Annotated in this window: 28 protein-coding genes; 16 read left to right on the forward strand and 12 right to left on the reverse strand. The window is 52.7% G+C overall.

Translation table 11 applies throughout. The features are described 5' to 3' along the window. Positions 1–36 precede the first annotated feature (36 nt). The 4 genes from rsgA (at position 37) to IT774_RS15020 (ending at position 3,662) form a co-directional block, all read left to right on the forward strand. Positions 37–1,068 carry a small ribosomal subunit biogenesis GTPase RsgA gene (gene rsgA / locus IT774_RS15005; protein ID WP_195810480.1) on the forward strand — a complete coding sequence of 344 codons (1,032 nt, stop codon included), beginning with the start codon at positions 37–39 and terminating at the stop codon, positions 1,066–1,068. Positions 1,069–1,201: 133 nt separating this feature from the next. Next, positions 1,202–2,077, forward strand: coding sequence for an archaetidylserine decarboxylase (gene asd / locus IT774_RS15010; protein ID WP_195810481.1), 876 nt, complete (start codon positions 1,202–1,204; stop codon positions 2,075–2,077). Next, entirely contained in the window at positions 2,077–2,946 is an 870-nt protein-coding gene (locus IT774_RS15015; RefSeq protein ID WP_195812323.1) for a DMT family transporter, read from the forward strand. The genes asd and IT774_RS15015 overlap by 1 nt, the downstream gene beginning before the upstream one ends. Positions 2,947–2,948: 2 nt before the next feature. Continuing rightward, the gene (locus tag IT774_RS15020; protein ID WP_195810482.1) at positions 2,949–3,662 is read left to right on the forward strand and encodes a glycerophosphodiester phosphodiesterase; all 714 of its coding nucleotides are present in this window, start codon (positions 2,949–2,951) and stop codon (positions 3,660–3,662) included. A 2-nt stretch (positions 3,663–3,664) separates the two neighbouring features. Here the strand turns inward: IT774_RS15020 and IT774_RS15025 are convergent, their stop codons facing one another. From IT774_RS15025 to IT774_RS15035, 3 genes are all read right to left on the reverse strand, one after another. Next, positions 3,665–4,105: a MerC domain-containing protein gene (locus IT774_RS15025; protein WP_195810483.1), complete on the reverse strand. Its 441-nt coding sequence runs from the start codon at positions 4,103–4,105 to the stop codon at positions 3,665–3,667. Positions 4,106–4,184: 79 nt separating this feature from the next. Next, positions 4,185–4,991, reverse strand: a complete 807-nt coding sequence (locus IT774_RS15030; protein WP_195810484.1) for a divergent polysaccharide deacetylase family protein — start codon at positions 4,989–4,991, stop codon at positions 4,185–4,187. Positions 4,992–5,118: 127 nt separating this feature from the next. Continuing rightward, positions 5,119–6,267 carry a murein hydrolase activator EnvC family protein gene (locus tag IT774_RS15035; protein WP_195810485.1) on the reverse strand — a complete coding sequence of 383 codons (1,149 nt, stop codon included), beginning with the start codon at positions 6,265–6,267 and terminating at the stop codon, positions 5,119–5,121. A 260-nt stretch (positions 6,268–6,527) separates the two neighbouring features. On the opposite strand from IT774_RS15035, the gene IT774_RS15040 reads away from it, so the two are divergent. From IT774_RS15040 to gpsA, 4 genes are read left to right on the forward strand one after another with little or no spacing between them, the layout of a single operon-like run. Next, positions 6,528–6,953 carry a rhodanese-like domain-containing protein gene (locus tag IT774_RS15040; RefSeq protein WP_195810486.1) on the forward strand — a complete coding sequence of 142 codons (426 nt, stop codon included), beginning with the start codon at positions 6,528–6,530 and terminating at the stop codon, positions 6,951–6,953. 8 nt (positions 6,954–6,961) lie between these two features. Further along, complete coding sequence (gene grxC, locus IT774_RS15045) at positions 6,962–7,219, forward strand: glutaredoxin 3 (protein WP_195810487.1); 258 nt, start codon at positions 6,962–6,964, stop codon at positions 7,217–7,219. 39 nt (positions 7,220–7,258) lie between these two features. Next, positions 7,259–7,756, forward strand: a complete 498-nt coding sequence (gene secB, locus IT774_RS15050; RefSeq protein ID WP_195810488.1) for a protein-export chaperone SecB — start codon at positions 7,259–7,261, stop codon at positions 7,754–7,756. A gap of 6 nt (positions 7,757–7,762) precedes the next feature. After that, positions 7,763–8,773, forward strand: coding sequence for an NAD(P)H-dependent glycerol-3-phosphate dehydrogenase (gene gpsA, locus IT774_RS15055; protein ID WP_408641221.1), 1,011 nt, complete (start codon positions 7,763–7,765; stop codon positions 8,771–8,773). An 81-nt stretch (positions 8,774–8,854) separates the two neighbouring features. Here gpsA and IT774_RS15060 read toward each other — a convergent pair whose 3' ends face one another. The 8 genes from IT774_RS15060 to IT774_RS15090 form a co-directional block, all read right to left on the reverse strand. Continuing rightward, positions 8,855–9,871 carry a PepSY-associated TM helix domain-containing protein gene (locus IT774_RS15060; RefSeq protein ID WP_232365014.1) on the reverse strand — a complete coding sequence of 339 codons (1,017 nt, stop codon included), beginning with the start codon at positions 9,869–9,871 and terminating at the stop codon, positions 8,855–8,857. Beyond that, positions 9,871–10,272 (reverse strand): PepSY-associated TM helix domain-containing protein, encoded by a 402-nt coding sequence (locus IT774_RS17575; protein WP_232365015.1) that lies wholly within the window; start codon positions 10,270–10,272, stop codon positions 9,871–9,873. Before IT774_RS17575 ends, IT774_RS15060 begins: the two co-directional genes overlap by 1 nt. Before the next feature lie 5 nt (positions 10,273–10,277). Continuing rightward, complete coding sequence (locus IT774_RS15065; protein WP_195810490.1) at positions 10,278–10,805, reverse strand: hypothetical protein; 528 nt, start codon at positions 10,803–10,805, stop codon at positions 10,278–10,280. Between the two features lie 16 nt (positions 10,806–10,821). Further along, positions 10,822–10,989, reverse strand: a complete 168-nt coding sequence (locus tag IT774_RS15070) for a hypothetical protein (RefSeq protein WP_195810491.1) — start codon at positions 10,987–10,989, stop codon at positions 10,822–10,824. A gap of 105 nt (positions 10,990–11,094) precedes the next feature. Further along, the gene (gene trmL, locus IT774_RS15075; RefSeq protein ID WP_195810492.1) at positions 11,095–11,559 is read right to left on the reverse strand and encodes a tRNA (uridine(34)/cytosine(34)/5-carboxymethylaminomethyluridine(34)-2'-O)-methyltransferase TrmL; all 465 of its coding nucleotides are present in this window, start codon (positions 11,557–11,559) and stop codon (positions 11,095–11,097) included. Positions 11,560–11,616: 57 nt separating this feature from the next. Next, positions 11,617–12,600 (reverse strand): alpha/beta fold hydrolase, encoded by a 984-nt coding sequence (locus IT774_RS15080; protein ID WP_195810493.1) that lies wholly within the window; start codon positions 12,598–12,600, stop codon positions 11,617–11,619. Positions 12,601–12,605: 5 nt separating this feature from the next. Continuing rightward, positions 12,606–13,988 (reverse strand): ATP-binding protein, encoded by a 1,383-nt coding sequence (locus IT774_RS15085; RefSeq protein ID WP_195810494.1) that lies wholly within the window; start codon positions 13,986–13,988, stop codon positions 12,606–12,608. 3 nt (positions 13,989–13,991) lie between these two features. Then, a complete protein-coding gene (locus tag IT774_RS15090) occupies positions 13,992–14,705 on the reverse strand; it encodes a response regulator transcription factor (RefSeq protein ID WP_269749770.1) in 714 nt (237 codons plus the stop codon). A 175-nt stretch (positions 14,706–14,880) separates the two neighbouring features. Between IT774_RS15090 and IT774_RS15095 the strand changes: the two genes are divergently transcribed. Further along, positions 14,881–15,672, forward strand: a complete 792-nt coding sequence (locus IT774_RS15095) for a Spy/CpxP family protein refolding chaperone (protein WP_195810495.1) — start codon at positions 14,881–14,883, stop codon at positions 15,670–15,672. Positions 15,673–15,739: 67 nt separating this feature from the next. Here IT774_RS15095 and IT774_RS15100 read toward each other — a convergent pair whose 3' ends face one another. Then, positions 15,740–16,150, reverse strand: coding sequence for a methylglyoxal synthase (locus IT774_RS15100; protein WP_195810496.1), 411 nt, complete (start codon positions 16,148–16,150; stop codon positions 15,740–15,742). Positions 16,151–16,623: 473 nt separating this feature from the next. Here IT774_RS15100 and argC point away from each other — a divergent pair, with 473 nt between their 5' ends. Genes argC through IT774_RS15135 form a run of 7 tightly spaced genes read left to right on the forward strand, consistent with a single transcriptional unit; the run spans position 16,624 to position 23,737 of the window. Then, complete coding sequence (gene argC, locus IT774_RS15105; protein WP_195810497.1) at positions 16,624–17,640, forward strand: N-acetyl-gamma-glutamyl-phosphate reductase; 1,017 nt, start codon at positions 16,624–16,626, stop codon at positions 17,638–17,640. Continuing rightward, a complete protein-coding gene (argB, locus tag IT774_RS15110) occupies positions 17,637–18,428 on the forward strand; it encodes an acetylglutamate kinase (protein WP_195810498.1) in 792 nt (263 codons plus the stop codon). Before argC ends, argB begins: the two co-directional genes overlap by 4 nt. Continuing rightward, positions 18,425–19,336 carry an ornithine carbamoyltransferase gene (locus IT774_RS15115; RefSeq protein ID WP_195810499.1) on the forward strand — a complete coding sequence of 304 codons (912 nt, stop codon included), beginning with the start codon at positions 18,425–18,427 and terminating at the stop codon, positions 19,334–19,336. Before argB ends, IT774_RS15115 begins: the two co-directional genes overlap by 4 nt. 14 nt (positions 19,337–19,350) lie before the next feature. Continuing rightward, the gene (locus tag IT774_RS15120) at positions 19,351–20,559 is read left to right on the forward strand and encodes an argininosuccinate synthase (RefSeq protein WP_195810500.1); all 1,209 of its coding nucleotides are present in this window, start codon (positions 19,351–19,353) and stop codon (positions 20,557–20,559) included. Between the two features lie 11 nt (positions 20,560–20,570). Next, positions 20,571–21,956: an argininosuccinate lyase gene (gene argH / locus IT774_RS15125; protein ID WP_195810501.1), complete on the forward strand. Its 1,386-nt coding sequence runs from the start codon at positions 20,571–20,573 to the stop codon at positions 21,954–21,956. 5 nt (positions 21,957–21,961) lie between these two features. After that, entirely contained in the window at positions 21,962–23,275 is a 1,314-nt protein-coding gene (argA, locus tag IT774_RS15130) for an amino-acid N-acetyltransferase (RefSeq protein WP_195810502.1), read from the forward strand. A 57-nt stretch (positions 23,276–23,332) separates the two neighbouring features. After that, positions 23,333–23,737 (forward strand): hypothetical protein, encoded by a 405-nt coding sequence (locus IT774_RS15135; RefSeq protein WP_195810503.1) that lies wholly within the window; start codon positions 23,333–23,335, stop codon positions 23,735–23,737. Positions 23,738–23,772: the final 35 nt, after the last annotated feature.

A 23,772-nucleotide genomic window follows, 5' to 3' on the forward strand; every position in this document is an offset into this window, starting at 1 on the left:
TATTGCATCAGTATACGCTAACTTATCATTGGAATCGTGGCGAAAAAACCTAAACTGACTCATCGACAAAAACGTCGGGTTGCGGCAAACCGAAAGCGTCGCATCCAGGATACCAGTCAACCTGAAGCTGAACGCAATACCGACAATCTGCAAGCCGGTAAAGTTGTCGGCCGCTTCGGCAAGCATGCCGATGTTGAAGATTTGCAAGGTACCGTGTCCCGCTGTCATATCCGCCGAACCATTGACTCTGTGGTCTGTGGTGATCAGGTATTGTTTCAGGCCGGAGATGAAACGGGCGAAGGGGTCAGTGGCGTGATTGAAATTGTTCAGGATCGTCATTCGGTATTAACCCGCCCGGATTTTTATGATGGGGTCAAACCCATTGCCGCCAATATTGATCAAATTATTATTGTCAGTGCGGTATTGCCCAGCCTGTCGCTGAATATCATTGATCGCTATTTGATTGCCTGTGAAGACATCAATATCACCCCGGTAGTGGTACTCAATAAAGTTGAATTGCTGGAGCCTGATGAACGTGCCACGGTTGAACAGCAACTCGCCATTTATAATGAACTGGGTTACCAGGTGTACTATGCCAGCTGTAAAACCCGGGAAGGCATTGATGAGATAACGGCCCTGCTCAATGATAAGGTCAGTATTTTTGTCGGTCAGTCTGGCGTCGGCAAATCCAGCCTGATTAACCAGATCCTGCCCGATGCTGAAGAACTGGTAGGCGCGGTATCCAATAACTCAGGGCTGGGCCAGCACACCACCACTGCCGCCAAGTTATTGCACCTGCCCACCGGCGGCGAGCTTATTGACTCGCCCGGGGTACGCGAATTTGGGTTGTGGCACATCCCGGTGGAGCAAGTCACACGCGGGTTTATAGAGTTTCGGGATTTTCTGGGCGGCTGTAAATTTCGCGATTGCAAACACCTCAATGATCCCGGTTGTATTATCCGCCAGGCGGTCGATGAGGGCAAAATCAGCCCCGCCCGCTTTGCCAGCTATCATAAAATTCTGGCTTCCATGCAGGAAGGCCGTCCCTCCCACTCAGGTCAAACCTGAACCCTGGCCCAGTCTAACCCCGCGCCGGTCACCTGGCGCGTTATGATATTTGGTGTTTTCTCATAACTGCAAAATCCTTTTATACACGACAAGATAAGGTACAATCCCGCTGTCTGATTTAAGGAGAGTTACTGTGTTGGATTGGTTTAAAGTCAACCTGCAATATGTCTTACCCAAACACCTGCTATCACGAATGGTAGGTAAACTGGCAGCAGCCCAGGCCGGCTGGCTGACCACTGCGCTCATCAATTTGTTTATCAAACACTATAATGTCAATATGAGCGAGGCGTTGTACTCGGATCCTAAGCATTATAAAAGCTTCAATGAATTTTTTACCCGTCCGTTAAAAGAAGATGCGCGTCCTATTGAAGGCGATCCGGATACGCTGGTGCAGGCGGTGGATGGCGCGGTAAGCCAATTGGGCCCCATTCGTCACGACAGCATTTTTCAGGCTAAGGGCCACGATTACAGCTTGACCACCTTGTTAGGCGGTAATCCGGCGTTAGCCAATACCTTTAAAGACGGACAATTTGCCACTGTCTATCTGGCTCCCCGTGATTATCATCGTATTCATATGCCGATAGATGGCACCCTGACCGATATGGTCTATGTCCCTGGCGAGTTGTTTTCGGTTAACCCTCTGACCGCCCAGAATATCCCTGGTCTGTTTGCCCGCAACGAGCGAGTGGTGGCGTTTTTTGATACACCGGTGGGCAAAATGGCCATGGTGCTGGTGGGCGCTACCATTGTCGCCAGCATTGAAACGGTCTGGGCCGGCACTGTTTCGCCCCCGGCTGGCAAAAATGTTCAGCACTGGACCTATCAAAAAGATGCCGAGTCCAGCGTAAGTATTAAGCGAGGCGAAGAAATGGGCCGCTTTAAACTGGGCTCGACCATAGTGGTGTGTTTTGAAAAAGACGCGGTGAACTTTACCGATATGGCGCCAGGCCAGGTCACCCGGCTGGGCGAAGAATTTGCCCGTAACGCTCAGGTGTCAGACCCGGTTTGATGGACCCGGTCAAACGCAGCCTGCTGACCCTGCATGTAACCGTGGTGCTGCTTGGCGGCACCGCGTTATTTTCACAGATTATCCCATTGTCGGCTCAGGATATTACCCTGGGTCGTTCACTGTTTGCCTGTCTGGCCCTGTTCGCCTTTATGGCGCTGTCTAAAACCTCTTTTTTGCTGGCCCGAAAACAAGACTATGCGATTGCCTTAGGTCTGGGCGTATTGATGGCCGCACACTGGGTCACTTACTTTGCGGCCATGCAGTACGCCGGGGTGGCCGTGGGCATGATTGCCCTGTTCACTTTTCCGGTCATCACTGTGCTTATCGAACCACTGTTTGAGCGAACCCAGCTGGTATGGCAGGACTTTTTCAGTGCCATTATCGTATTTGCCGGAATTGCGCTTATCGTGCCAGAAAGCTCGTTAGAAAATGAGGTTACCCTGGGGGTGATTGTGGGTATGGTGTCGGCGGTACTCTATGCAGTGCGTAATCTGACCCATCGCCATTTTTTTTCCCAGTACTCAGGTGCTAAAGCCATGGCCTGGCAAATTTTAGTGGTTTGTCTGTGTTTACTGCCTATGCTTAATGCAACGCTGGTGCAGGCCAGCAGTAACAGCTGGTGGCTGTTACTGGCCTTAGGAACAGTCTTTACCGCCCTGCCCCATGCATTGATTGCGACCTCCCTGGCGCACCTAAAAGCCAAAACCTTCTCATTGATAGCCTGCATGCAGCCCTGTTATGGCGTCATACTGGCTATCTTGCTGCTGGGTGAATCGCCCACCTGGCAAACCTATGTGGGGGGCATTTTGATCACTCTGGCATCGGTGTACGAAACGGTTAAAACCCATCGTCAACAAAAGGCTGTCTGAATATGTGGATCCTAGCTCATCGCGGCGCCAGCCGGGCCGCGCCGGAAAACACCCTGAAAGCATTTCAGCTGGCCTTTGATCAACAGGCCGACGGCATTGAGTTTGATACCTATGAGCTGGACTCTGACATTATCGTATTTCACGACAAAACCTTGCGGCGCACCACCAATGGCACGGGCCGGCTGCTGGATAAGTCCTTGTCGCATCTGCGTACATTAAATGCCGGAGACAATCAGCAAATTCCATTACTTGCAGAAGTTCTGGCCCTCACCCCTACCGACGCCTTATGTAATATTGAAATAAAACAGTTACAAGCCCCCGAAAGCTGGCTGCACAAACTGGAAGCGGCTTTACCCGCCGGGGCCCAGGCCACCTCCAACATTCTTATTTCATCGTTTCATCATCACTGGCTGGCTCAGATCGCACGCCTGAAACCCCAGCTACGGTTGGGCGTACTAACCGCCAGCACCCCGCAAAAAAGCATAAAAAAAGCCCTGCAAATGGGGGCTTATTCAATTCATTTTGCGCTGGAAACCGTGGATGAACAGTATGTGCTACAGGCCAAAGAAGCGGGGTTAAAAGTGCTGGTTTACACGGTGGATACGCCGGCAGATATGCTTTGGTTGCAACACATGGGGGTGGATGGGATTTTTACTAACGTCCCTGATGTCGCTCTGCATGCGCTGGACCGTCAGGCTACCCCCCCCTCTCTTTAGCGCTAGTGAGTGCTGCTTTGCACCGTTTTATTTAACGGCGCGCTGGTCGTGGTGCTTCTGCGGCCCCGGGACTCCCGGCATAGACGAATATTAATATAATGGGCGATTACAATCAGCAATGCCCCGGTGGCAATGGTGAAAGGTTCATATTGCTCGCCAAACATGTTTTTATGCCAGTATATGAGTCCGCCAGCCGCCAGCATCACCACCGGGTAATAGCGACCGTGATAACGCAAGGCGCCACTGAACAATGCGACCGCACCAATCAGCATAGATATGCTTAAAATGGTGCGCTCAAACCAGGTCTGCGCAAAAAAGGTACTGGAAATGAGCGGTAGCAGGGGGATCACCACTGGCAGAGAAAGACAATGAAACGCACACAGGCCGGAAATCCAGATTCCCAGTCTGTCGAGTTTGGTTGGATTGTCTGTTGCTAGTGACATAGCTACTCGGTACTCTTTTTATGCTCAATGACGTTATAATATAACATTAAGGCCAAATTGCAAAATCCCAAGTTAATATTTAATCTTTTGTCATACTGGCCACCGGCGTCGCTGTCAGCGTTGGCAATTCCGGCACTATGAGTGGCGCAGGGATGATATCCGATACCGCTACCAGCTCAATATTGCGTGCCGGCAGCAAGGTCAGCTGATGCTGCAAAAAATGTAGCGTCTGAGGATGCGGATGCACAATGCCAATGGCCACTTTCTGCTGCTGTGCCAGTGACACTAATCGCGCAAACTGTTGCTGCATAAATTCAACACGGGGCTCATGATCGATAAATACATCCCGCCGTGCAGCAGGCACGCCCATGGCGCGGGCGACCGACTCGGCCACCGAGGCGGCAGTGGTGCGGCTATCGATAAAAAATATTCCACGGTTTTTAAGCGTTTGCATCAGTGCCTGCATAGCCACCGGCTGCTCGGTCAGGCGGCTGCCCATATGATTATTCAGACCAATGGCCATCGGCAAACTGTCCAGCGCCGTGGCGGTGGTGTGGGCAATCTGGGCTACCGACATTTGCGCAGTCAACGCCAGCGGTCCCAAAGGTTTGTCCAGGCGCGCCGCCATCGGCAAATGCAACATAATATCCCGGCCCTGTTGCTGTGCACGATAGGCCAGCTCCTTGGTTAACGGCGCCCCCGGCAGGACTGAAAATGCCACCTGCGGTGGCAGCTTGAGGGCCTCGCGATCAGAAAGCCGATAGCCGATATCATCCATGATAAGTACAATTTTAGGTGTTGACGCAGCGTTACAGCCGCCATTGACCGTGGTCTTGCAACCCGGTCCGGGATTCGCGGCGGCAACCGAAACGCTCAGCCACGCCATACTTAACCCCCACAGTATACTTATCCATCTGGCTCTGTGGTTATTGTTCATTTTCTGATAATTCTTATTGGGTTCTCATGTTGTGCTTATGCATTCGGTAAGGGCCGGTATCGACCCGGGTATCGTGTTACAGGTCTAGCCAGCTGGCGGGGTTCAGAGCTTTGCCTTTGTGGCGTATTTCAAAATACAGATTAGGATAGCTCTGGCCGCCGCTTTGCCCCACCAGGGCGATAGACTCACCATTGCCCACCTTGTCTCCGGCTTGTTTCAGCAATGCCTGATTATGGCCATACACACTCATAAACCCTTTGCCATGATCAACAATGGTGACCAACCCAAAGCCTTTAAGCCAGTCGGCGTACAAGACCCGGCCATGGGAGATAGCCTTTACCGCACTGCCTTCAGAAGCTTCTATCACTACCCCTTTCCAGCGCACCTGCCCCTGTCGGCGACTGCCAAAGAGACGCCGTACTTTACCCTGAGCCGGTACGGTCAGCTTACCTTTTTGCTTTTGCAAACCCGCCAGTTTTGTTTTAGCACGCTCAGCGGCCCGACGGGCTGCTTCAATGGCAGCAATTAAGGCTTTTTCACTGGCCTCCATTTCTTTGACCCGGGCGGCATCACTGGCAATCTTCTGGTTCAGCTTCTGTAAGGTTTGTTCACGATCCTGTTGCCGGGCCAGCAACTCTGCTTTTTGACCTTGCTGTTGTTGCAATAGCTGTTGCAGCTCGCTGGCTTTGTCCTGCAATTCACGGGTGACGGCTTCAAGGCGCGCGACATTTTTTTTGAAGCGGGTAATTTCCCGTTGCCGGGCTTTACTGACATATTTGTAATACATCAGGACCCGCTCAAACGACTTGGCCTCTTCCTGGTAAAATATCATCTTTGCGTAGTCGTAATGCCCCGCCATAAACGCGCTGCGAAGCTGACTGGCCAGCAAGTCCTGCTGATCGACAATGGCTTGTTTTAATGTTTGCTGCTCGTTTTCCAGCTGTTGTTGCTGTTCACGATTGTGCGCCAGGGATTGCTGGGTTTGGTTCAATGCAGCCGCGGCCCGACCAATTTCTTTTTCAGACTCGGCCAGAAACGCCTGCAATTCTTCGGCATTTGCCTGATTGGCTTTTAGCGTTTGCTGGCGAGATTTTAGCTGGGCCCGTAATTCTTCAAGTCGGGCTTGTTCCTGCTGCTGAGCAGATACATCGCCGACAATAAAAAAACCTGCGCTGAGCAGCAATAACCAACTACCAACTACGCCCCAACCAGACCTGGACATCATTAAATGACACTACTGTAACAAGAAAATAAGACCGCTATTTCAGCAGGTTTTATACGACCCGGCAAGCTATGACCCGGCGGCGGGTTGGATAAGGTTAGCACACCAGCGCTTGGCGCCAGCTAAAGCTATGGGTTAAAGGCAGGGCTTCGCTATCACCTAAATTAGGTTTAAAACCAGTTTGAACAACCGTCCCCACTGGTTTCTTAGCAGTTTTTCTATATACTTTGCTCTCTTTTTTATGATCTGTAAGGTTTGAAGTAATGGATCAGCTGATCGAATTTGCAAGCAATAATATTATTCTGGCGGGCCTGTGGGTGGCGCTGGTTGTCATGCTGGTTTACAGCTTTGTAAGCGGCCTCACTTCATCGGTAAAAGAAGTAGGCACTCACGAACTGACGCAACTTGTTAATAAACAGGATGCGGTTATTCTGGATGCCCGCTCACCCAAGGAGTTTAAAGCCGGCCATATTTTAGGTGCTCGCCAGATAAAACCCGAAGAGCTGAAACAACGGGATTTTAAAAAGCTTGAAAACCAAAAGGGCAAACCCATTATCGTAGTATGCGCAATGGGAAATACCGCGCGTCCGGTAGCATCCGCAATGGCTAAAGATGGCTTTAGCGATGTTAGAATACTCAAAGGCGGAATGAACTCCTGGCAAAGCGCCAATCTGCCTGTGGCGAAATAAAGGCGATTATGAGCAAAGTTGAAGTTTACAGTAAGGGCTACTGCCCGTTTTGTCATCGTGCTAAAGCACTGCTGACGCAAAAGGGTATTGAATTTATCGAGTATGAAATCGATGTGCGCCCGGAACTGCGTGACGAAATGATTACCCGAGCCAATGGCGGTCATACTGTACCGCAAATCTTTATCAACGATCAGCACATTGGCGGCTGCGATGAAATGCTTGGTCTGGAAGCCCGGAACAAGTTGGATCCTTTGCTGGCAGTGTAGTCACCAGGCCGGTATAAATAACGATAACTAGGAAGTAACATGGCTGAAGAAAATCAAGCAAATGGCGCAAGCAATGCACAACAGGGCACTCAATTTAATATCCAGCGTATCTACACCAAAGATATTTCGTTTGAGTCGCCTAATGCCCCGGCAATTTTCACTAAAGAGTGGAAACCAGAGATTAAATTGGATCTGGACACCAAGACCGCTCAGTTGGAAGAACATGTTTTTGAGGTGGTATTGTCAGTGACGGTTACCGCCACGATGGGCGAAGAAACCGCATTCTTGTGTGAAGTACAACAGGCCGGGATTTTCGCCCTGGGTGAAATGCCTGATCAGAACAAAGCACATATGCTGGGTTCTTACTGTCCGAATGTACTGTTCCCCTACGCCCGCGAAACCATTTCTAATCTGGTTAACCGTGGTACCTTCCCGCCGCTGAACCTGGCGCCGGTTAATTTTGATGCGATCTTCGCTGCATACATGCAAAAGCGTGCTCAGCAAGAAGAAGGTCAGCAACAAAATCTTGATGCGTAAATGTCTATGACTGCGCTGACCAACTCGACCACCGTACTTGGAGCCGGGTCTTACGGCACCGCACTGGCGTTCTGTTTAGCCCGCAATGGTCAGTCAACGCTCTTGTGGGGCCGAGACGCCGAGCACATGGCGCAACTGGAAAGCCAGCGTGAAAATGCCCGGTATCTGCCCGGTGCCCGTTTTCCTGAGGCACTGGAAATTGTACCGGAGCTGGCCCAGGCGGTGGCGCGCAGTCGTGATATTCTGATTGTGGTGCCCAGCCATGGCTTTAAAGCCATGCTGGAGACATTGCAGCCGTTGCTGCAGCCAGAGCACCGCATCATTTGGGCCACCAAAGGGCTGGAGCCCGGCAGCGGTCGGTTATTACGTGAGGTGGCACTGGACGTACTGGGGGATAGCTATCCCCTCGCCGTGCTCTCCGGCCCGACCTTTGCCAAAGAAATGGTCGCTGGTTTACCTACCGCTATTTCCCTGTCCTCCCACGATGAAGCATTGATTGATAGCTTTGCCGCAAAATTGCATTGCAGTAAAACCTTTCGGGTTTACAAAAATCCCGATTTTATTGGTGTGCAATTAGGGGGCGCGGTCAAAAATGTGATTGCGATTGGCGCTGGGTTAGCTGACGGTCTGGGTTTTGGTGCCAACGCCCGTACCGCTTTAATCACCCGTGGTCTGGCTGAACTGACGCGGCTGGGGGTTAAACTCGGGGCCCAGCCTGAAACCTTTATGGGCATGGCCGGGTTGGGCGATCTTGTCTTAACCTGCACGGATAACCAGTCTCGCAATCGCCGCTTTGGGCTGGCACTGGGTGCGGGAAAACAGGTCGATGAGGCCATTGCCGAGATCGGCCAGGTGGTCGAAGGCTTTCGTAATACCGAGGAAGTGCACACCCTGGCAGCCCGGGTCGGTGTGGAGATGCCTATTTGCGAACAAATCTTTGCCGTGCTGTACGAAGGCAAGCCGCCCAGAGACGCTGCGCTGGCATTACTTGGCCGCTCGCTTAAAAACGAGAGCTAAGCCATCCCTGTCAGAAAATACGCATTGAGTAATAAGTGCTAAAACATAACTGGCAGACGCTTATCAAGGTCTGCCAGTTTTTTATTGCGTTAATTTTTTCACTTTTCTGTGCAGGTGCGCATTCCAGCCACACCACAGGATAAACACCAGCAACAGGCTATTCACTGGCCAGCCAGCCTGGCTCCAGGCCTGCTCCCCATATTTTGCGGTATGCACAAGCAATAGCCCCAAACAACACACTGCACTGATAACCAGCCAATAATATCGGTCCATTTTCATCCACACAGCACTTAGGGCACAGGCGAGTATCAGCAGCCCCCAAAAGGCCAGATAGGCCGATAGCGGCACCCACAGGGTGATGGCGGCAGTGATGGCCAGGGCACTGATGCTGCCCCAGACAAAGCCCTGCCACAGGCGGTTCAGCCGTGCCGGGCGGCCTTGCTTTTCCAGCCAGATATCCATCCCCGACACACACAGTGCGGTCAGCATTAACCCCAGTACAAAATACAACAGCTTCACCGGCCAGCCAGCAAAGTCGCCAAAGTGCAGCCGGTATAGTGAATAAATAAGTTTCTTGCCCCAGGGGCCATTTTCATAACCGCCAGTACCCAAAAAATCGCCATTGGAGTCAAACCGGTAGTTTTCGGAATAAATCAGCTGGTCCGGTACCTGGGCATAAATTTCAATAAACTGCTGGGGCGTCCCGACATCATGCACGGTGAGAAAGATGGGTGCGTGTCCGGTTTCCATTTCATTAAACCGGCGCAGCGCCGTGGTAATATCGGGCGGGCCTAAAGGCTGCTCCAGCACCGGTTCCGGGGTAAAGATTTTATCCATTACCGCTTGTCGATCGCCCTGGGTATCCAGCTGTGCCACTAAGGTAAGCACAATACCCGCCATACCAAAATAGGTACCGGTAATACCAATCATCAGATGAAAGGGTGACGCCCACACGCCAAAGCGATTGTGCAGATCAATACGCCCAGGCTGCCCGGTACCGCCCCGGCGCCATTTAAAAGCATCTTTGGCCAGCCGTTTGTGGGCAATAAAGCCACTGACCACCAGCGCACAGATGATGGCGCCTAAGGCGCTAACCACTAACAGCCCCAGGTGGAAGGCAGATGCAGGTAATAGTGCATATCCACCAGCATTTTTGACCAGGGGAATTGCTCCGCTTCTAATAGCCTGCCTTGGTGATTGGCAAACCATGCCTTGTGATCATTTTCCACCACCAGTCGCGGGATGCCGGAGCTGGGGAAGACCACATGATAATGTTCCGTTGCCTGTGGGTAGCGTTTTACAAACTGCTCTACGGCACGTCCCACCGCAACCGGTGTAACCCCATTGAACTCCGGGATATCGGCTTGTTCCCAACGCTCAAACTCCTGGTTAAAGACCACTAATGTTCCGGATAAACACACCAAAAACAGTAAGCCACCTAAAAAGATACCCATCCAGCGATGGGCGTTGAGCGCAGGTTGACGTGCAAATAACGACATAAAATCTACAACAATAAGAGTGCGCCAAAGACCAGCGCCAGGGTAGAATGGAAAGCCAGGATACGCAGTGACTGCCCGATGGCCAGAAAGTGATACGCCATAAGCGCCCATAGCACCGGCTGAAGCACAATACACAGTGCCAGCTGCCCACTGTAGGCTATTGGCAGCAAACGGGCGATCGCCAGACAGATTACCAGGCTAAACAGTAATTCTGCCACCAGCACCACGGCCGCAATCAACAGGTTATTGCCTGTTCGCCGCAGACTTGTATCCAGTGCTCTGGGTCTGGGTAGCTGCCGCTGCAGCGGCTTGGTGGTGGCCTGGTAAATGATCGCCATCCAAACCAGAATTGCCGGCAAAAACAAGGTGTATACCAGCGCGTATTGCCAGCCGGTGGTGTAATCAAACAACATCATCGAGGCCAGCCAGCATAATACCGCGAGGCCACCAAGCCAGCGCTTACTTTGGCGCCAGCCAATATACAACGAGCCGGCGCCCAGACTACAACAGAGCAATGCCGAATAAATAGCCATGCTGTGCTCCTTATAATTAACGCTGACCGGTCTTATTGCCCGGCAAAGCTACATTGGTACTGCTGCCGAAGGGCTGATTGGGGGAGCACTCTGGGGCCCGATAGGTTGTTTCATCCCGGGCATAGACATAAGGGCGCACAGACTCTAAAGCGCCCGTTGATACTAAAGAAGATACATTTGTCATGGTTATGCTATCCGGTTGGCCACAGTTCCAGCCGTAGCTTAACCAGATCACCGACAAATGTAAATAAGAATGGTTATCAATTGCATTTAATTAGATTTATCGCATTTACCGGGCGCCGGGGTACCCAAACTGACGCCAGCTTTCGTACACAAACACCGATACGGCGTTGGATAAATTCATACTGCGACTGTCTGGCAGCATGGGAATGCGCACCCGCTGCTCTGGGGGGAGCGAGTCAATGACCTCGTCCGGCAGCCCTCGGGTTTCCGGGCCAAACACCAAAGCATCCCCCAGCTGGTAAACAACTTCACTGTGAAACGCCCGGCCTTTGGTGGTACAGGCGAGTACCCGCTTTGGCTGTTCACTTTGCATATAGGCTTCCAGGCTGGGGTGGCGTTTAACCTGGGCAAATTCATGATAATCCAGCCCGGCCCGCCGCACCCGTTTGTCATCCCAGTCAAACCCTAAAGGTTCAATCAGGTGCAGGGCGAACCCGCTGTTGGCGCATAGCCGGATAATATTGCCGGTGTTAGGTGGGATTTCTGGCTGGTATAAAACAATATCAATCATAGGAATATCACAAAGCCGCTAAGCATAATCAGCCGCTCAGGATAGAACCAAAGCCGGCTACGGGCAAGTTTTGTGAGTATCGGCCTGCATAAAGGCACACAGTTGCTGCATAACCGGCGTGCGATATTCATCCGCTTCAATCAACAACTCGTGAGCAGCGCCGTCAATTACCACCCAATGACAGTCAGGCAAATGCCTGGCTATCCGGGCCTGAGCGCGGTTATCCACCACCTTGTCGGCACCGGCTGAAAAAATCAGACACGGCAGATTTAATTGCGGCGCCTGTTGCTCGATAACGGCCATGGCCTCATGGGCTGCCGCAAGCCAGTCGGTGGTCACGCCGCCCAGCTGAATGTCAGGCTGGGCCGCATACACCTGTCGAAACAGCTGGTAGCGCACCCGGCTATGGGTAAGCTTGTTGGTTGCAAACGGGATCGCCTGATAATCCTGTTGCCCGAAAAAATAATCAGTCACCACCCCCGCCCGGGTATCCCGGCGTTTTCCCAGCCATAGCAGCCCTTTTGCCACCGGGGTGGGTAAAGCCGGACGTATTCCAAACATGGGCGAGCAAAACACCGCTTTGTGAAACCAGTCAGGCTGGCGCAGAATCACCAGTGCGCCAATGGCGCTGCCCATCGAATGACACAGCAAGCTCAGTCTGCCGTGCTGATTCGGATGCACTATCCGGGTACAAAATGTCAGCATATCGTCAACATAGTCGGTAAAGCTGACCACATAGCCATGATGCGGGTTGTCGGTCATTCGTCCCGAAAGTCCCTGCCCCCGGTGATCCAGAATAAACACTGCAAACCCCTGGCGATACAAATCGTACATCACTTCTTTGTATTTCAGTAATGACTCGATACGACCTGAACTGATCAAGACACTGTGGGTGGCATGCTCAGGGACACACCAGGCATAATGCACCGGTACGTCATGCTTACCGATAAACTGACCGGTGGTCACAGCCGTGTCCCAAAATGGTTCTATTTGATCTTCAAATCTGCTGATTAATTCATCTTCGCTGAATAGAGCAATCATGCCTGCTAATTATCTACCTGGTCTGTCAAAGGAAAGTACAATATGACTTTTAGCCCACCGCGTAAACTCGAACCCGCGGTTATGGTCCCCCGGTGAGCTATCACCGCCGCTTTGGCGATGGCCAGCCCCAGCCCTGCGCCACCGGAGTCTCGATCACGGGCCAGCGAGGCCCGGTAAAACGGTGTAAATATTTGCTCATACTGTGCTTCGGATAAGCCCTGGCCGTCATCTTCAATCACAATTTGCCAGTAATCCGGCTGCATCTCTATACGCATCCAGATGCAGCTGTGGGCATAGCGGATGGCATTGCGAAGTACATTTTCTACGGCGCTACACAGTAACGGCCCATCTGCTGCTACTTCCTGTGAGGGTAATTTGCTGTATTCCAGGCTTTTTCCGCTGGCTTCGGCTTCAAACTGAGCATCCTGGCCAAGCTGACCTAACAGGGCCTCCACCGTTACCGTAACCATTTTCGCGGGGGCAGCCTCGGCGCGGGTAATACTCAAAAGCTGGCTGATGAGGGCTTCCATATTGTTGGCTTCACGCTCAATTCGCGCCAGCGTAGGGGCACTGACATGTTGCTGATGGGCCAGCCCTAACGCCATCTGCAGCCGCGTTAACGGCGAACGTAACTCGTGCGAAATATCGCCCAGCAGCCGTTTTTGGCCGCGCCACGAGGTTTCCAGTTGCGCCGCCATCTCGTTGAAATCCCGCGCCAGCGCCCCTAATTCATCCGCCCGCTTTGACGGTTCCCAGGCCCGGGCCTGCCAGTCGCCGTTCGCCAGCTTTTTACTGGCCTGGCGTAGTTGTTGTATAGGTTTAACCAGGGTCCGGGCAAACCAGTATGACAAAAGCATACTTACTACCACCCCGATTACAATGAGTCCCACCAACAGGTTCCGGGGCTTGGCTGGCGGTTCCCGCTGTGTCAGAAACAACGCATAGGGCTGCCTCTGGTAAATAAAGGCCTGCGGGCCAATCAGTGCAAAGTTGTGCTGTTTAATGACAATGGGCGAGGTGTGCCGGATGACACTGTGCAGGTGTTTTTCCGCCCCCCGGGGCAGCATTGATTTATCGGCCCGGATAACATTGCCGGTCTGCGTACCTACGGCAATTAATCGCAGTGGCAGCTTTCGGCTAAGCCGGCTCAACCTTCTTTGAAGCTCGATACTGGGCTCGCTACTGGGCCCCGCCTCTCGCTCCAGTCTGTTAACCAACTGCGCCAGCAGCTGGCTGTACCGTGGTGATACCGGGGTAATTTCAATGTTGTCTTCGGTGAGCTTGCTTACCCACACCGCCAGCCCCGCCGTTGCCAGGGCGGTAAGCCAAAACCACAAAAACAGCCGACCTACCAGATGGCGTGCCGGATTTAAAAAACGAATATTCACGCATTACCCTATAAGCAGCATGTAGCCTGAGCCGCGTATGGTTTTGATTCTTTCCACTGCATCTACGGCCGCGATTTTTTTTCGAAGATTGCTGACATGCATATCAATACTGCGATCAAAGGTCATCATCTTCTTCCCCAGCACTTTTTCTGAAATCTCATTCTTGGTGACCAGCTGACCGGCACTCAGCATTAACAGATGTAAAATAGAAAACTCAGTGCCGGTTAACGTCACTTGCTGGCCGTCACAGCTGACATGCTGGCGGGCTACCGACAGTCTGAGTCCATGCACCTGCAGATCCTGCTGTTGAGCGGCGCTCACGGTGAGCTCCAGCCGCCGTAAAATGGCTTTAATACGCGCTGCCAGTTCCCGATGGTTAAAGGGTTTAGGCAGATAATCATCCGCCCCCAATTCAAGCCCCAGTATCCGATCATAATCGTCGCCGCGGGCAGTAAGCATAAGTACCGGCGTGAGTAGGGTCTTTCGAAGATTTTTAAGGACATCGAAGCCGTCCATTTCCGGCATCATTACATCCAGCAGAATCAAATCAAACACGCCCCCGCTGGTGGCCACTTCCAAGCCTTTACGACCGTTATCAGCAATAGTCACCGTATACCCACACGCACCCAGATAGCTGGCTAGCATGTCGGTAAGTTCCGTGTCATCGTCGATGATAAGAATAGCGCGTTTAATGCTGTCGGGGGCAGAGCTGGTCACTAGGGCCTCTTGGGATTTACGTTAATACTGGCTGAAAGTACCAGCATAGCTTACCCGGGTAATAAAGCAGTGCAATCACCCGCGGCTATCTTTACACAAGCTTTACACTGTCTATACCCACCTTTGCAAGAGTCCAAAGTACACTTACTCTCGTCCTTACCAACAGAGTCTTACTATGAAAAAGCGTATTTCGATAATTCTGCTAACCAGCTTACTTACATCAGGAGCGGTTTTTGCCAAGCCTGGTTCCGGCCATCACAACACTGCTTTTCACGCAGAGTTTCAGCCCATATTCAGACAGCTACAAACGCTGGATTTAAATGCCACCCAAAAGCAAGATGTCCGCCTGATTCTTCAAACGCTTCAGACCGATACGACGGCCACGGGTAAAGGCGATAAATCCCGCCGGCATAATCGTCAAGCCGGGCTGGAGGAAAACGACATCATTGCCATGGTAGAAAAGCGCTTTGAAGCAGCCCAGGAAAAACGGCTCAGTTACGCCAAAGCTAAACACGCTATTTTTCAGGTGCTAAATGATGCGCAGCGCCAGCAGCTACTTGCCAAAGTGCTAGATCGCGAGATAAAACATCAGAATATGCGTCCAGAACCGGAGAGTTTTGAGCTTCCCTTCGCCCTCGACTTACTGGATTTAGAGCAAAGCCAACGATCCGAATTGACCACTCTTTTGATACAACAGCATGCCCAGCGCCAGCAAGACGCACAACAACTGCATGCGCTACGTTTGCGCGAACGCGCAATCATCTATGCGCCGGAATTTGATGAAGACACCTGGCGGACCATAGCGGAACAATTTGAGCAAGCTCTGGTTGACCGAAAGCTTGAGCAGCGGGGTCATAAAGATGCTCTGGCAGCAATGTTAAGCGATAGCCAACTGCAGGAGCTAAAAGCATTTTCGAAGCTTCGCCCCCAGCCAGAAAATAGAGGCCCCCGTTATCATCGTAACTAGCCACTGATCACTACTGAATCACTACTGAATCACTCCCGCTGATGGCCTGTAATTGCTGTGCAGGCTTTCAGTATTGAGGCTTTTGAACCTGATAATCAGCGGATAAAAACAGGGGTGAGGTCACCAGCATATCGGCGGTGGCTTCGTTACAGGCGACCGGCACATTCCACACCGAACATAACCTTAGCAGGGCTTTAACATCAGGGTCGTGGGGGGCCGGATTCAGGGGATCCCAAAAAAAGAATAATGCATCCAGACTGCCTTCAGCAATAAGTGCGCCGATTTGCTGATCGCCGCCCAGCGGCCCGCTTTGATAACGGGTAATGGCGAGCCCGGTGTGTTCTGACAACATCGCCCCGGTGGTGCCGGTCGCGACCAGCTTGCATTGCTGCAGCGTCGGCTGATGCGCCTTAACCCAGTTAAGTAATGCATTTTTTTTATGATCGTGGGCCACCAGCGCCAGAGTTTTGGGTTGCATGATTCAAATTCCTCTTTATTTTTTGTCAATACAGCAAGCTCAGGTAACAAACCCTCCGAGTGTATACCCAAATCATTACAAAACAGATAGTAAAGACATCCGATGAGATATTTATACATTTATATTGAATAATTATTCTATATCTGTAAACTAGCTTCCATTGTTATTCAACGCCCGGCGACATGGGGCGAGAATTTGAGTTTAATCGAAACAATTTTAAGGTGGAGGCAGAGCATACTTATGGTAATTCATCATCAACCCGTGCAGTACCGCGCTGCTTGCACAAAACAGCCTGACTCTCCCACCCCTGGCTACGCGATGTCTCACCGTCAGCGACGATAGTGGCTTTCTTCTTAAACAGCACGCGCTAGCGCACTTTTAACCTTGTTCAGACTCGAGAATTTTTACGGTGAATTCGGCAGCAAGGTTAAAAAGTGTATTTTCTTATTTTTTACCTACACTTAGTGAATATTATGTTGGATGTCTGTGTTATTGGCGCCAGTGGTTACACTGGCGCACAATTGGTTGAGTTGTTACTCGGCCATAGTGAGGTTCAGTTAAACCGGGTATTCGTATCCGCCGCCAGCGCCGACGCGGGCAAACCCATAGGCACTCTGCACGGACGATTAGCGTCATCCCGTCTCACGCTGGAAGCTCTCGATGAGGCGTCGCTGGCGATGCTGGCTGACACCATGGATATTATATTTCTGGCCACGCCTCACGAAGCCAGTCATCAGTGGATGGATCAGCTTAGTGGTGGCAAGGCCAGGGTGCTGGATTTATCCGGCGCTTTCCGGCTGCAGGACATCCAGGCATTTGAGCAATACTATGGGTTTGCGCACACCAGTCCCGAGGCGTTATCCAAAACGGTGTACGGACTGGCAGAATGGTATCCGCAAAAAATCAGCAAGGCCAATGTGGTAGCGGTACCCGGTTGCTACCCTACGGCCTCGTTGTGTGCGCTGAAACCGTTGACCGCCCAGAATTTGTTAGACCCGGCGCACCGGCCTGTGATCAATGCGGTGTCAGGGGTCAGCGGCGCGGGACGTAAAGCAGCGCTCGCCAATAGCTTTTGTGAAGTCAGTTTACAGTCCTATGGGGTGCTGGGTCATCGGCATACACCTGAAATTGAAGCCTATTGCGGGGTACCGGTCATTTTTACGCCCCATTTGGGTAATTTTAAACGCGGCATCCTGGCCACCATCACCGTCAAACTTGCCAACGGTGTGGGCGCGGCGATGCTGCAACAGGCCTATCAACAGGCTTATCAGGACCATCCGCTGGTACGCTTAAGAAACAGCTGGCCTAAACTGGATGATGTCGTACATACCCCCTTTGTTGATCTACACTTTAAAGCCGACCCGGAAAGCGGCTACGCCGTGATCTCGGCTGCAATTGATAATGTGATGAAAGGCGCGGCCTCTCAGGCGATTCAATGTCTGAACCTGATGATTGGCCAGCCTGCTGCAAAAGGACTGATACCATTATGAGAAACCACCCTGTGGTGATAAAGGTGGGCGGCGCTTTGTTAGACAACCCCTCTGCCACCGCAATATTGTTTCAGCATATCAATGCGCTATCGGCAACACGCCCGGTCGTATTAGTGCACGGCGGTGGGCCGGTGGTGGAAAGCCTGATGGCAAAGTTATCTCTGACCAGTTCCAAACTCAATGGTCTGCGGATCACCCCCGATGAACATATGCCGTATGTCTGTGGCGCCCTGGCCGGCACGGCCAATAAAATGCTGTGCGCCGCGGCCATCGCCCACAAGCTGACCCCGGTTGGCCTGTCATTATTAGATGGCAACCTGGTGACCTGTGCTGGCAAAGCTATTGAATACGGCGCCGTGGGAAGCCCGGCGCCCGGCGACAGCACCTTGTTAAAAACACTACTGGTACAGGATTATCTGCCCATTATCAGCTCCATTGGCAGCGACGCTACCGGTCGCTTGCTCAATATCAATGCTGATGAAGCTGCCACCGTTGTTGCCCAGTTACTGCAGGCCGAGTTGTTGCTGTTATCTGATGTTGATGGGGTGATGGATGCTACCGGCCAGGTGCTGGCAACGCTGGATCACTCCCATATTGAGGCGCTGGTCAGCAGCCATACCATTACCGATGGTATGGCTGTCAAAACCAGTGCGGCGCTGCAGGCGGCCACGACCCTGCAACGGCCGGTCATTATTGGCAGTTGGCAGGCCAACCTTTCTTCTTTACTTGCACATTCAGGCGGCACCCGGGTTATGCCGGTCGCGCCGACTCAGGAGCCTCCCCTATGAAACAGGATTTACTCACCTTTGCTGACTGGACACCCACCGCCATGCAAGAGTTGCTGGAGCTGGCCCATACCATTAAGCAAACCCCGGCGGCGTATGCCAGCGTACTGGCCGGTAAGTCAGTCGCCGCGGTTTTTGAAAAGCCCTCGCTGCGCACCCGGGTCAGCTTTGATATCGGTATTAACAAATTGGGCGGTCACATGGTGTATCTTGACTGCCAGGCCGGCAACCTGGCCGGACGGGAAGATGCTAAAGATATGGCGGCCAATCTGGCCTGCTGGGCCGACGCGATTGTGGCCCGGGTCAATTCACACAGTACGTTAGAACAATTCGCCGATGCGGCCCGGATCCCGGTCGTTAATGCCTTATGCGACAAGTATCACCCGTGCCAGGCCCTGGCTGACTACCTGACGCTGTATGAAACCTTTGGCAAAGTCAGCGGCCTGACCCTAGCCTACGTGGGCGATGGCAATAATGTCACCCATTCATTGGTGCTGACCGGTGCGCTGCTGGGCTGCCACCAGGTGGTGGTGACGCCTCCGGGCCATGCGGCCGATCCGCAAATCATTGCTAAAGCCAAAGCCATTGGTGAGGCCACCGGTGCGCGCATCAGCGAAACCACCCAGGTCAGTGATGCCAGTGGCGCTGATGTCGTATATACCGATACCTGGTTGTCGATGGGCGACACCACCCCGCTTGCCACCATTAAAGAAAAATTTATGCCATATCAGGTTAACGAAACGCTGATGACAACCACCGGCGCGCAATATGTGCTGCATTGCCAGCCGGCGCACCGTGACTTAGAAATCAGCGGCACGCTCATCGACGGTGAGCAGTCGCTACTAATGCGTCAGGCAGAAAACCGGATGCACGGTCAAAATGCCATTCTTACTCATCTTTTAGGCGCATAACGAGGATTAAAACTATGCAAAATGTGAAAAAAATTGTACTGGCCTATTCTGGCGGACTGGATACCTCGGCCATTATCCCCTGGCTAAAAGAAAATTACGGCGCTGAGGTAGTCGCCTTTGCCGCCGATGTTGGCCAGGGTGACGAAGAACTGGAAGGTCTGCACGACAAAGCCATCGCTTCAGGCGCCAGCGAATGCTATATCGTCGATTTAAAAGAAGAGTTTGTGCGCGATTATATTTACCCGACCATCACTACCGGCGCGGTGTATGAAGGGGAATATTTGCTGGGCACCTCTATGGCGCGGCCCGTCATTGCCAAAGCCCAGGTCGAGATTGCCCGGAAAGTGGGCGCGGATGCGTTAAGCCATGGCTGCACCGGTAAGGGCAATGACCAGGTTCGTTTTGAAAGCGCCTTTGCCGCCCTGGCCCCTGATCTTCAGGTTATTGCCCCCTGGCGTGAGTGGGAGATGGTGTCGCGTGAAGACTTGCTCGACTATCTGGCCAGCCGCAACATTGCCACCAGTGCGTCTGCCACCAAAATTTACAGCCGGGACGCCAATGCCTGGCATATTTCTCATGAAGGCGGCGAGCTTGAAGATCCCTGGCAGCAACCGTCCAAACAGGTCTGGACCATGACCGTGGATCCGGAGGATGCCCCTGACCAGCCCGAGTATATCCAGCTAAGCTTTGAACAGGGCAAACTGGTCAGGGTCAATGACACCACACTATCGCCCTACGAAGCTTTGGTTCAGCTTAATCAGCTGGCTGGCGTTCATGGGGTCGGCCGGATTGATATTGTCGAGAACCGGTTAGTGGGAATGAAATCCAGAGGCTGCTATGAAACCCCCGGCGGAACCGTTCTGATGAAAGCCTACAAAGCGCTGGAAACCATGGTACTGGACAAAGCGGCCATCAAATACCGTGAACAACTGGGGCTGGAATTTTCCCATGTAATGTACGATGGTCGCTGGTTTACCGCCCTTAATGATGCCCTGTTAGCCGGCGCCGCTTCCTTTGCCCAAAAGGTCACCGGCGATATTGTGGTGAAACTGTACAAAGGTCAGGCTACTGTGACGCAGCGGCGCTCGGTAAACAGCCTGTATTCTGAGGATTTCGCCACCTTTGGCGCGGATGATGTTTATGACCAGAAACATGCCGAAGGGTTTATCCGGTTATTCAGTTTATCCAGCCGGATTGAAGCGCTGAAAGCGCAAACCAAATAAGGAGCACCGATATGGCATTATGGGGAGGCCGGTTTGCGGCCGGCAGCAGCAGTATGTTCAGGCAGGTCAATGATTCCCTGCCCTTTGACCAGGTGATGGCGGTGCAGGATCTGCAAGGGTCCGTCGTCTGGTCCCGGGCATTACACAAAGCCGGGGTCCTGAGCGCCGATGAGCAGGCCCAGCTGGAAGCAGCATTAACGAAGTTGCAGCAACAGGCCGAAGCCGGTGAGCTCGACTTTGCCGCTTCCAGCGAAGAGGACATCCACAGCTTTGTGGAGGCCGCGCTTATCGACAAACTAGGAGATGTGGGCCGCAAGCTGCACACCGGGCGCAGCCGCAACGACCAGGTGGCCACCGATTTTCGGTTATGGGTGCGTGAACATGTCGCCTCGTTAAAACAGGATCTGTATGCGCTGATTCGTTCACTTTTGCAGACCGCGAATCGTCACCAGCAGGCCATTATCCCCGGCTATACCCACCTGCAACGGGCCCAGCCCATAATGTTTGCCCATTGGGCGCTGGCGTATGTCGAGATGTTCAAGCGGGATATCTCCCGGCTGGATGACCTGGCTGCGCGCATGAACCAGTGTCCGCTGGGCAGTGGCGCGCTGGCTGGGACCACCTACCCGGTAGATCGCCAGGATATCGCCCAGCAGCTTGGCTTTGCCAGCCCCTGTCTGAATAGCCTGGATGCGGTTTCCGACCGGGATTTTGTACTGGAACTATTGTTCAGCGCCAGTACCAGCATGATGCATATTTCCCGCATGGCCGAAGATCTTATTTTTTATAATTCCGGTGAAGCCGGTTTTTTACAGCTGGGCGATGCAGTCACCTCCGGATCATCACTGATGCCCCAGAAGAAGAACCCGGATGCGCTGGAGCTGATGCGTGGTAAATGCGGTCGGGTCTTTGGCTCGCTGCAGGCCCTGCTGGTCACTATGAAGGGCCTGCCGCTGGCTTACAATAAAGATATGCAGGAAGACAAAGAAGGCGCCATCGATGCGGTGAACCAGTGGCACTGTTGTTTGTGTATCGCCAGCGAGGTACTGGACTCTCTTAGCCTGAATGAGGCGCGTTGTCGGGAAGCCGCTGCCCAGGGCTATGCGAATGCCACCGAACTGGCAGATTACCTGGTAGAAAAAGGCATTCCGTTTCGAACCGGTCATGATATTGCCGGTAAAGTGGTGCTGGCCGCGATTGAGGCAAAATGCCCCATTGAAGATCTTCCTCTTGCTGAACTGCAAGCCATTTGTGACAAAATTCAGGAGGATGTGTATCCGGTGTTGCAACTGGAGTATGGCATCAATAAACGCAATATTCTGGGCGGCACCAGTACGCAGACCGTTATTGAAGCGCTCTACCGCGAGCTTGAAACTTTGGACACGCAGGAGTCGTAATCCCGATGGGGCTCAATCCACAAGACGGCATTACCTTATTTCGCAGCTCGCTGCCTTACATCAATGCGCATCGGGGTAAAACCTTTGTACTGATGTTTGGCGGCGAAGCTATCGAGCAGGCCAACTTTGCCAATATTATTCATGATATTGCGCTGTTAGCCAGCCTGGGCGTGCGCCTGGTACTGGTGCATGGCGCCCGGCCTCAGATTGATGAGCGGGTGACTTTGCGCCAGGTGGAAAGCCGCTTTGCCAATGATATTCGCATCACCGACAAACAAACCCTGGAGTGTGTTAAGGATGCCGCCGGGTCGGTGCGTTCACATATTGAAGCGCTGCTGACCATGGGTCTGGCTAATTCTCCCATGCACGGCGCGCAGATTCGGGTGTGCTCTGGTAACCTGGTGGTCGCCAAGCCCATGGGCGTGCGCGATGGCACTGACTTTGAGAATACCGGACTGGTACGCCGGATTGATACCACCGGCATTAATGATCATCTCAGTGATGGCTCTATTGTGTTGTTGTCGCCGACCGGCTACTCACCTACCGGTGAGGTGTTCAATTTGTCCCATGAAGATGTGGCTACCCAGGCCGCGATTGCGCTTAAAGCCGATAAAATGATTGTGTTTTCGCATCAGGCCGGCGTATATCACCGTTCTGGAAAATTACTCAGAACCATTGAGCGCCCCGCGTTAGAAAATTTAATCGCGCAGCAACAAATCACCACCGAGCCGTCGGTGCTCAAAGCTTTAACCACCAGCGTCGCCGCGGGCATTCCCCGCGCGCATTGCATCAGTTATGAGACGGATGGCGCCTTGCTGCACGAGCTATTTACCCGCGATGGCACCGGCTCGCTGGTGCTGGAGCATCATTACGAGCAGCTGCGCAGCGCCACTATTGACGATGTGGGTGGCATTTTGAGCCTGATCAAACCACTGGAGCAAAGTGGGGCGCTGGTCAAGCGCTCGCGGGAGCGCCTTGAAAACGAAATTGATCAGTTTGTGGTGATTGTTCGCGACGGTACCATCATTGCCTGCGCCGCCGTTTATGAGTATCCCGACGACGCCTGCGCAGAGCTGGCGTGTGTGGCCACCCATCCTGATTATCGTGGTAAAAACCGCGGCGAGCGTATTTTAGAGCAGATTATTGCTCAGGCCCGCACTAATCATATCGACACCTTGTTTGTGCTCACTACCCTCACCGCTCACTGGTTTTTGGAGCAAGGTTTCGTACCCGCGGGGATTGAGGCATTGCCGGCGGCCAAACAACAGCTTTACAATTTTCAGCGCGGCTCCAAAGTGTTTACTTTGGATCTGCGATAGCAGGACTTTGAGCATCAGGTTACAATGCCGCCTCCCTGTTAGATGAGGCTTTGTGCTATGAAACAACACCCACTGGTCTGGCTCTGTTCACTACTTGCGCTGTTGATTATCTCCGGCTGTAGCTATGTAAAACAGCCAAATGACAAAAAAATGAAAAAGCTGCTGTCGGGCATGCCCGAATACTATGCCAATGAAGCCTTTGGTAAGCGGGATTTTCGTTTTTTTGTGGTCAGAGACGGCAACTCGACCACTACCCCTTCGGTACCGGCCTGTCTGGTTACCCGCTTTGGCACCCGCGAAATGTCTAACGACAGTTACGAGGCTGGCACCTACGCTTATGAGAAGTACGCCGCGGTCGCCAAAGTGTATGCCCGGTTTTTTAATCAAACCCTGCTGGAACAGTTAAAACAACGGGACTGGCATCACTGCGAGGCCCAGGTGCCTGCGCCGGCCGTTGAATAATGCTGACAGCGGGCCGCCCTGACCAACGTCCTGGC

This window comes from Salinimonas marina, assembly GCF_015644725.1.
In the GTDB taxonomy this organism is placed as follows: domain Bacteria; phylum Pseudomonadota; class Gammaproteobacteria; order Enterobacterales; family Alteromonadaceae; genus Alteromonas.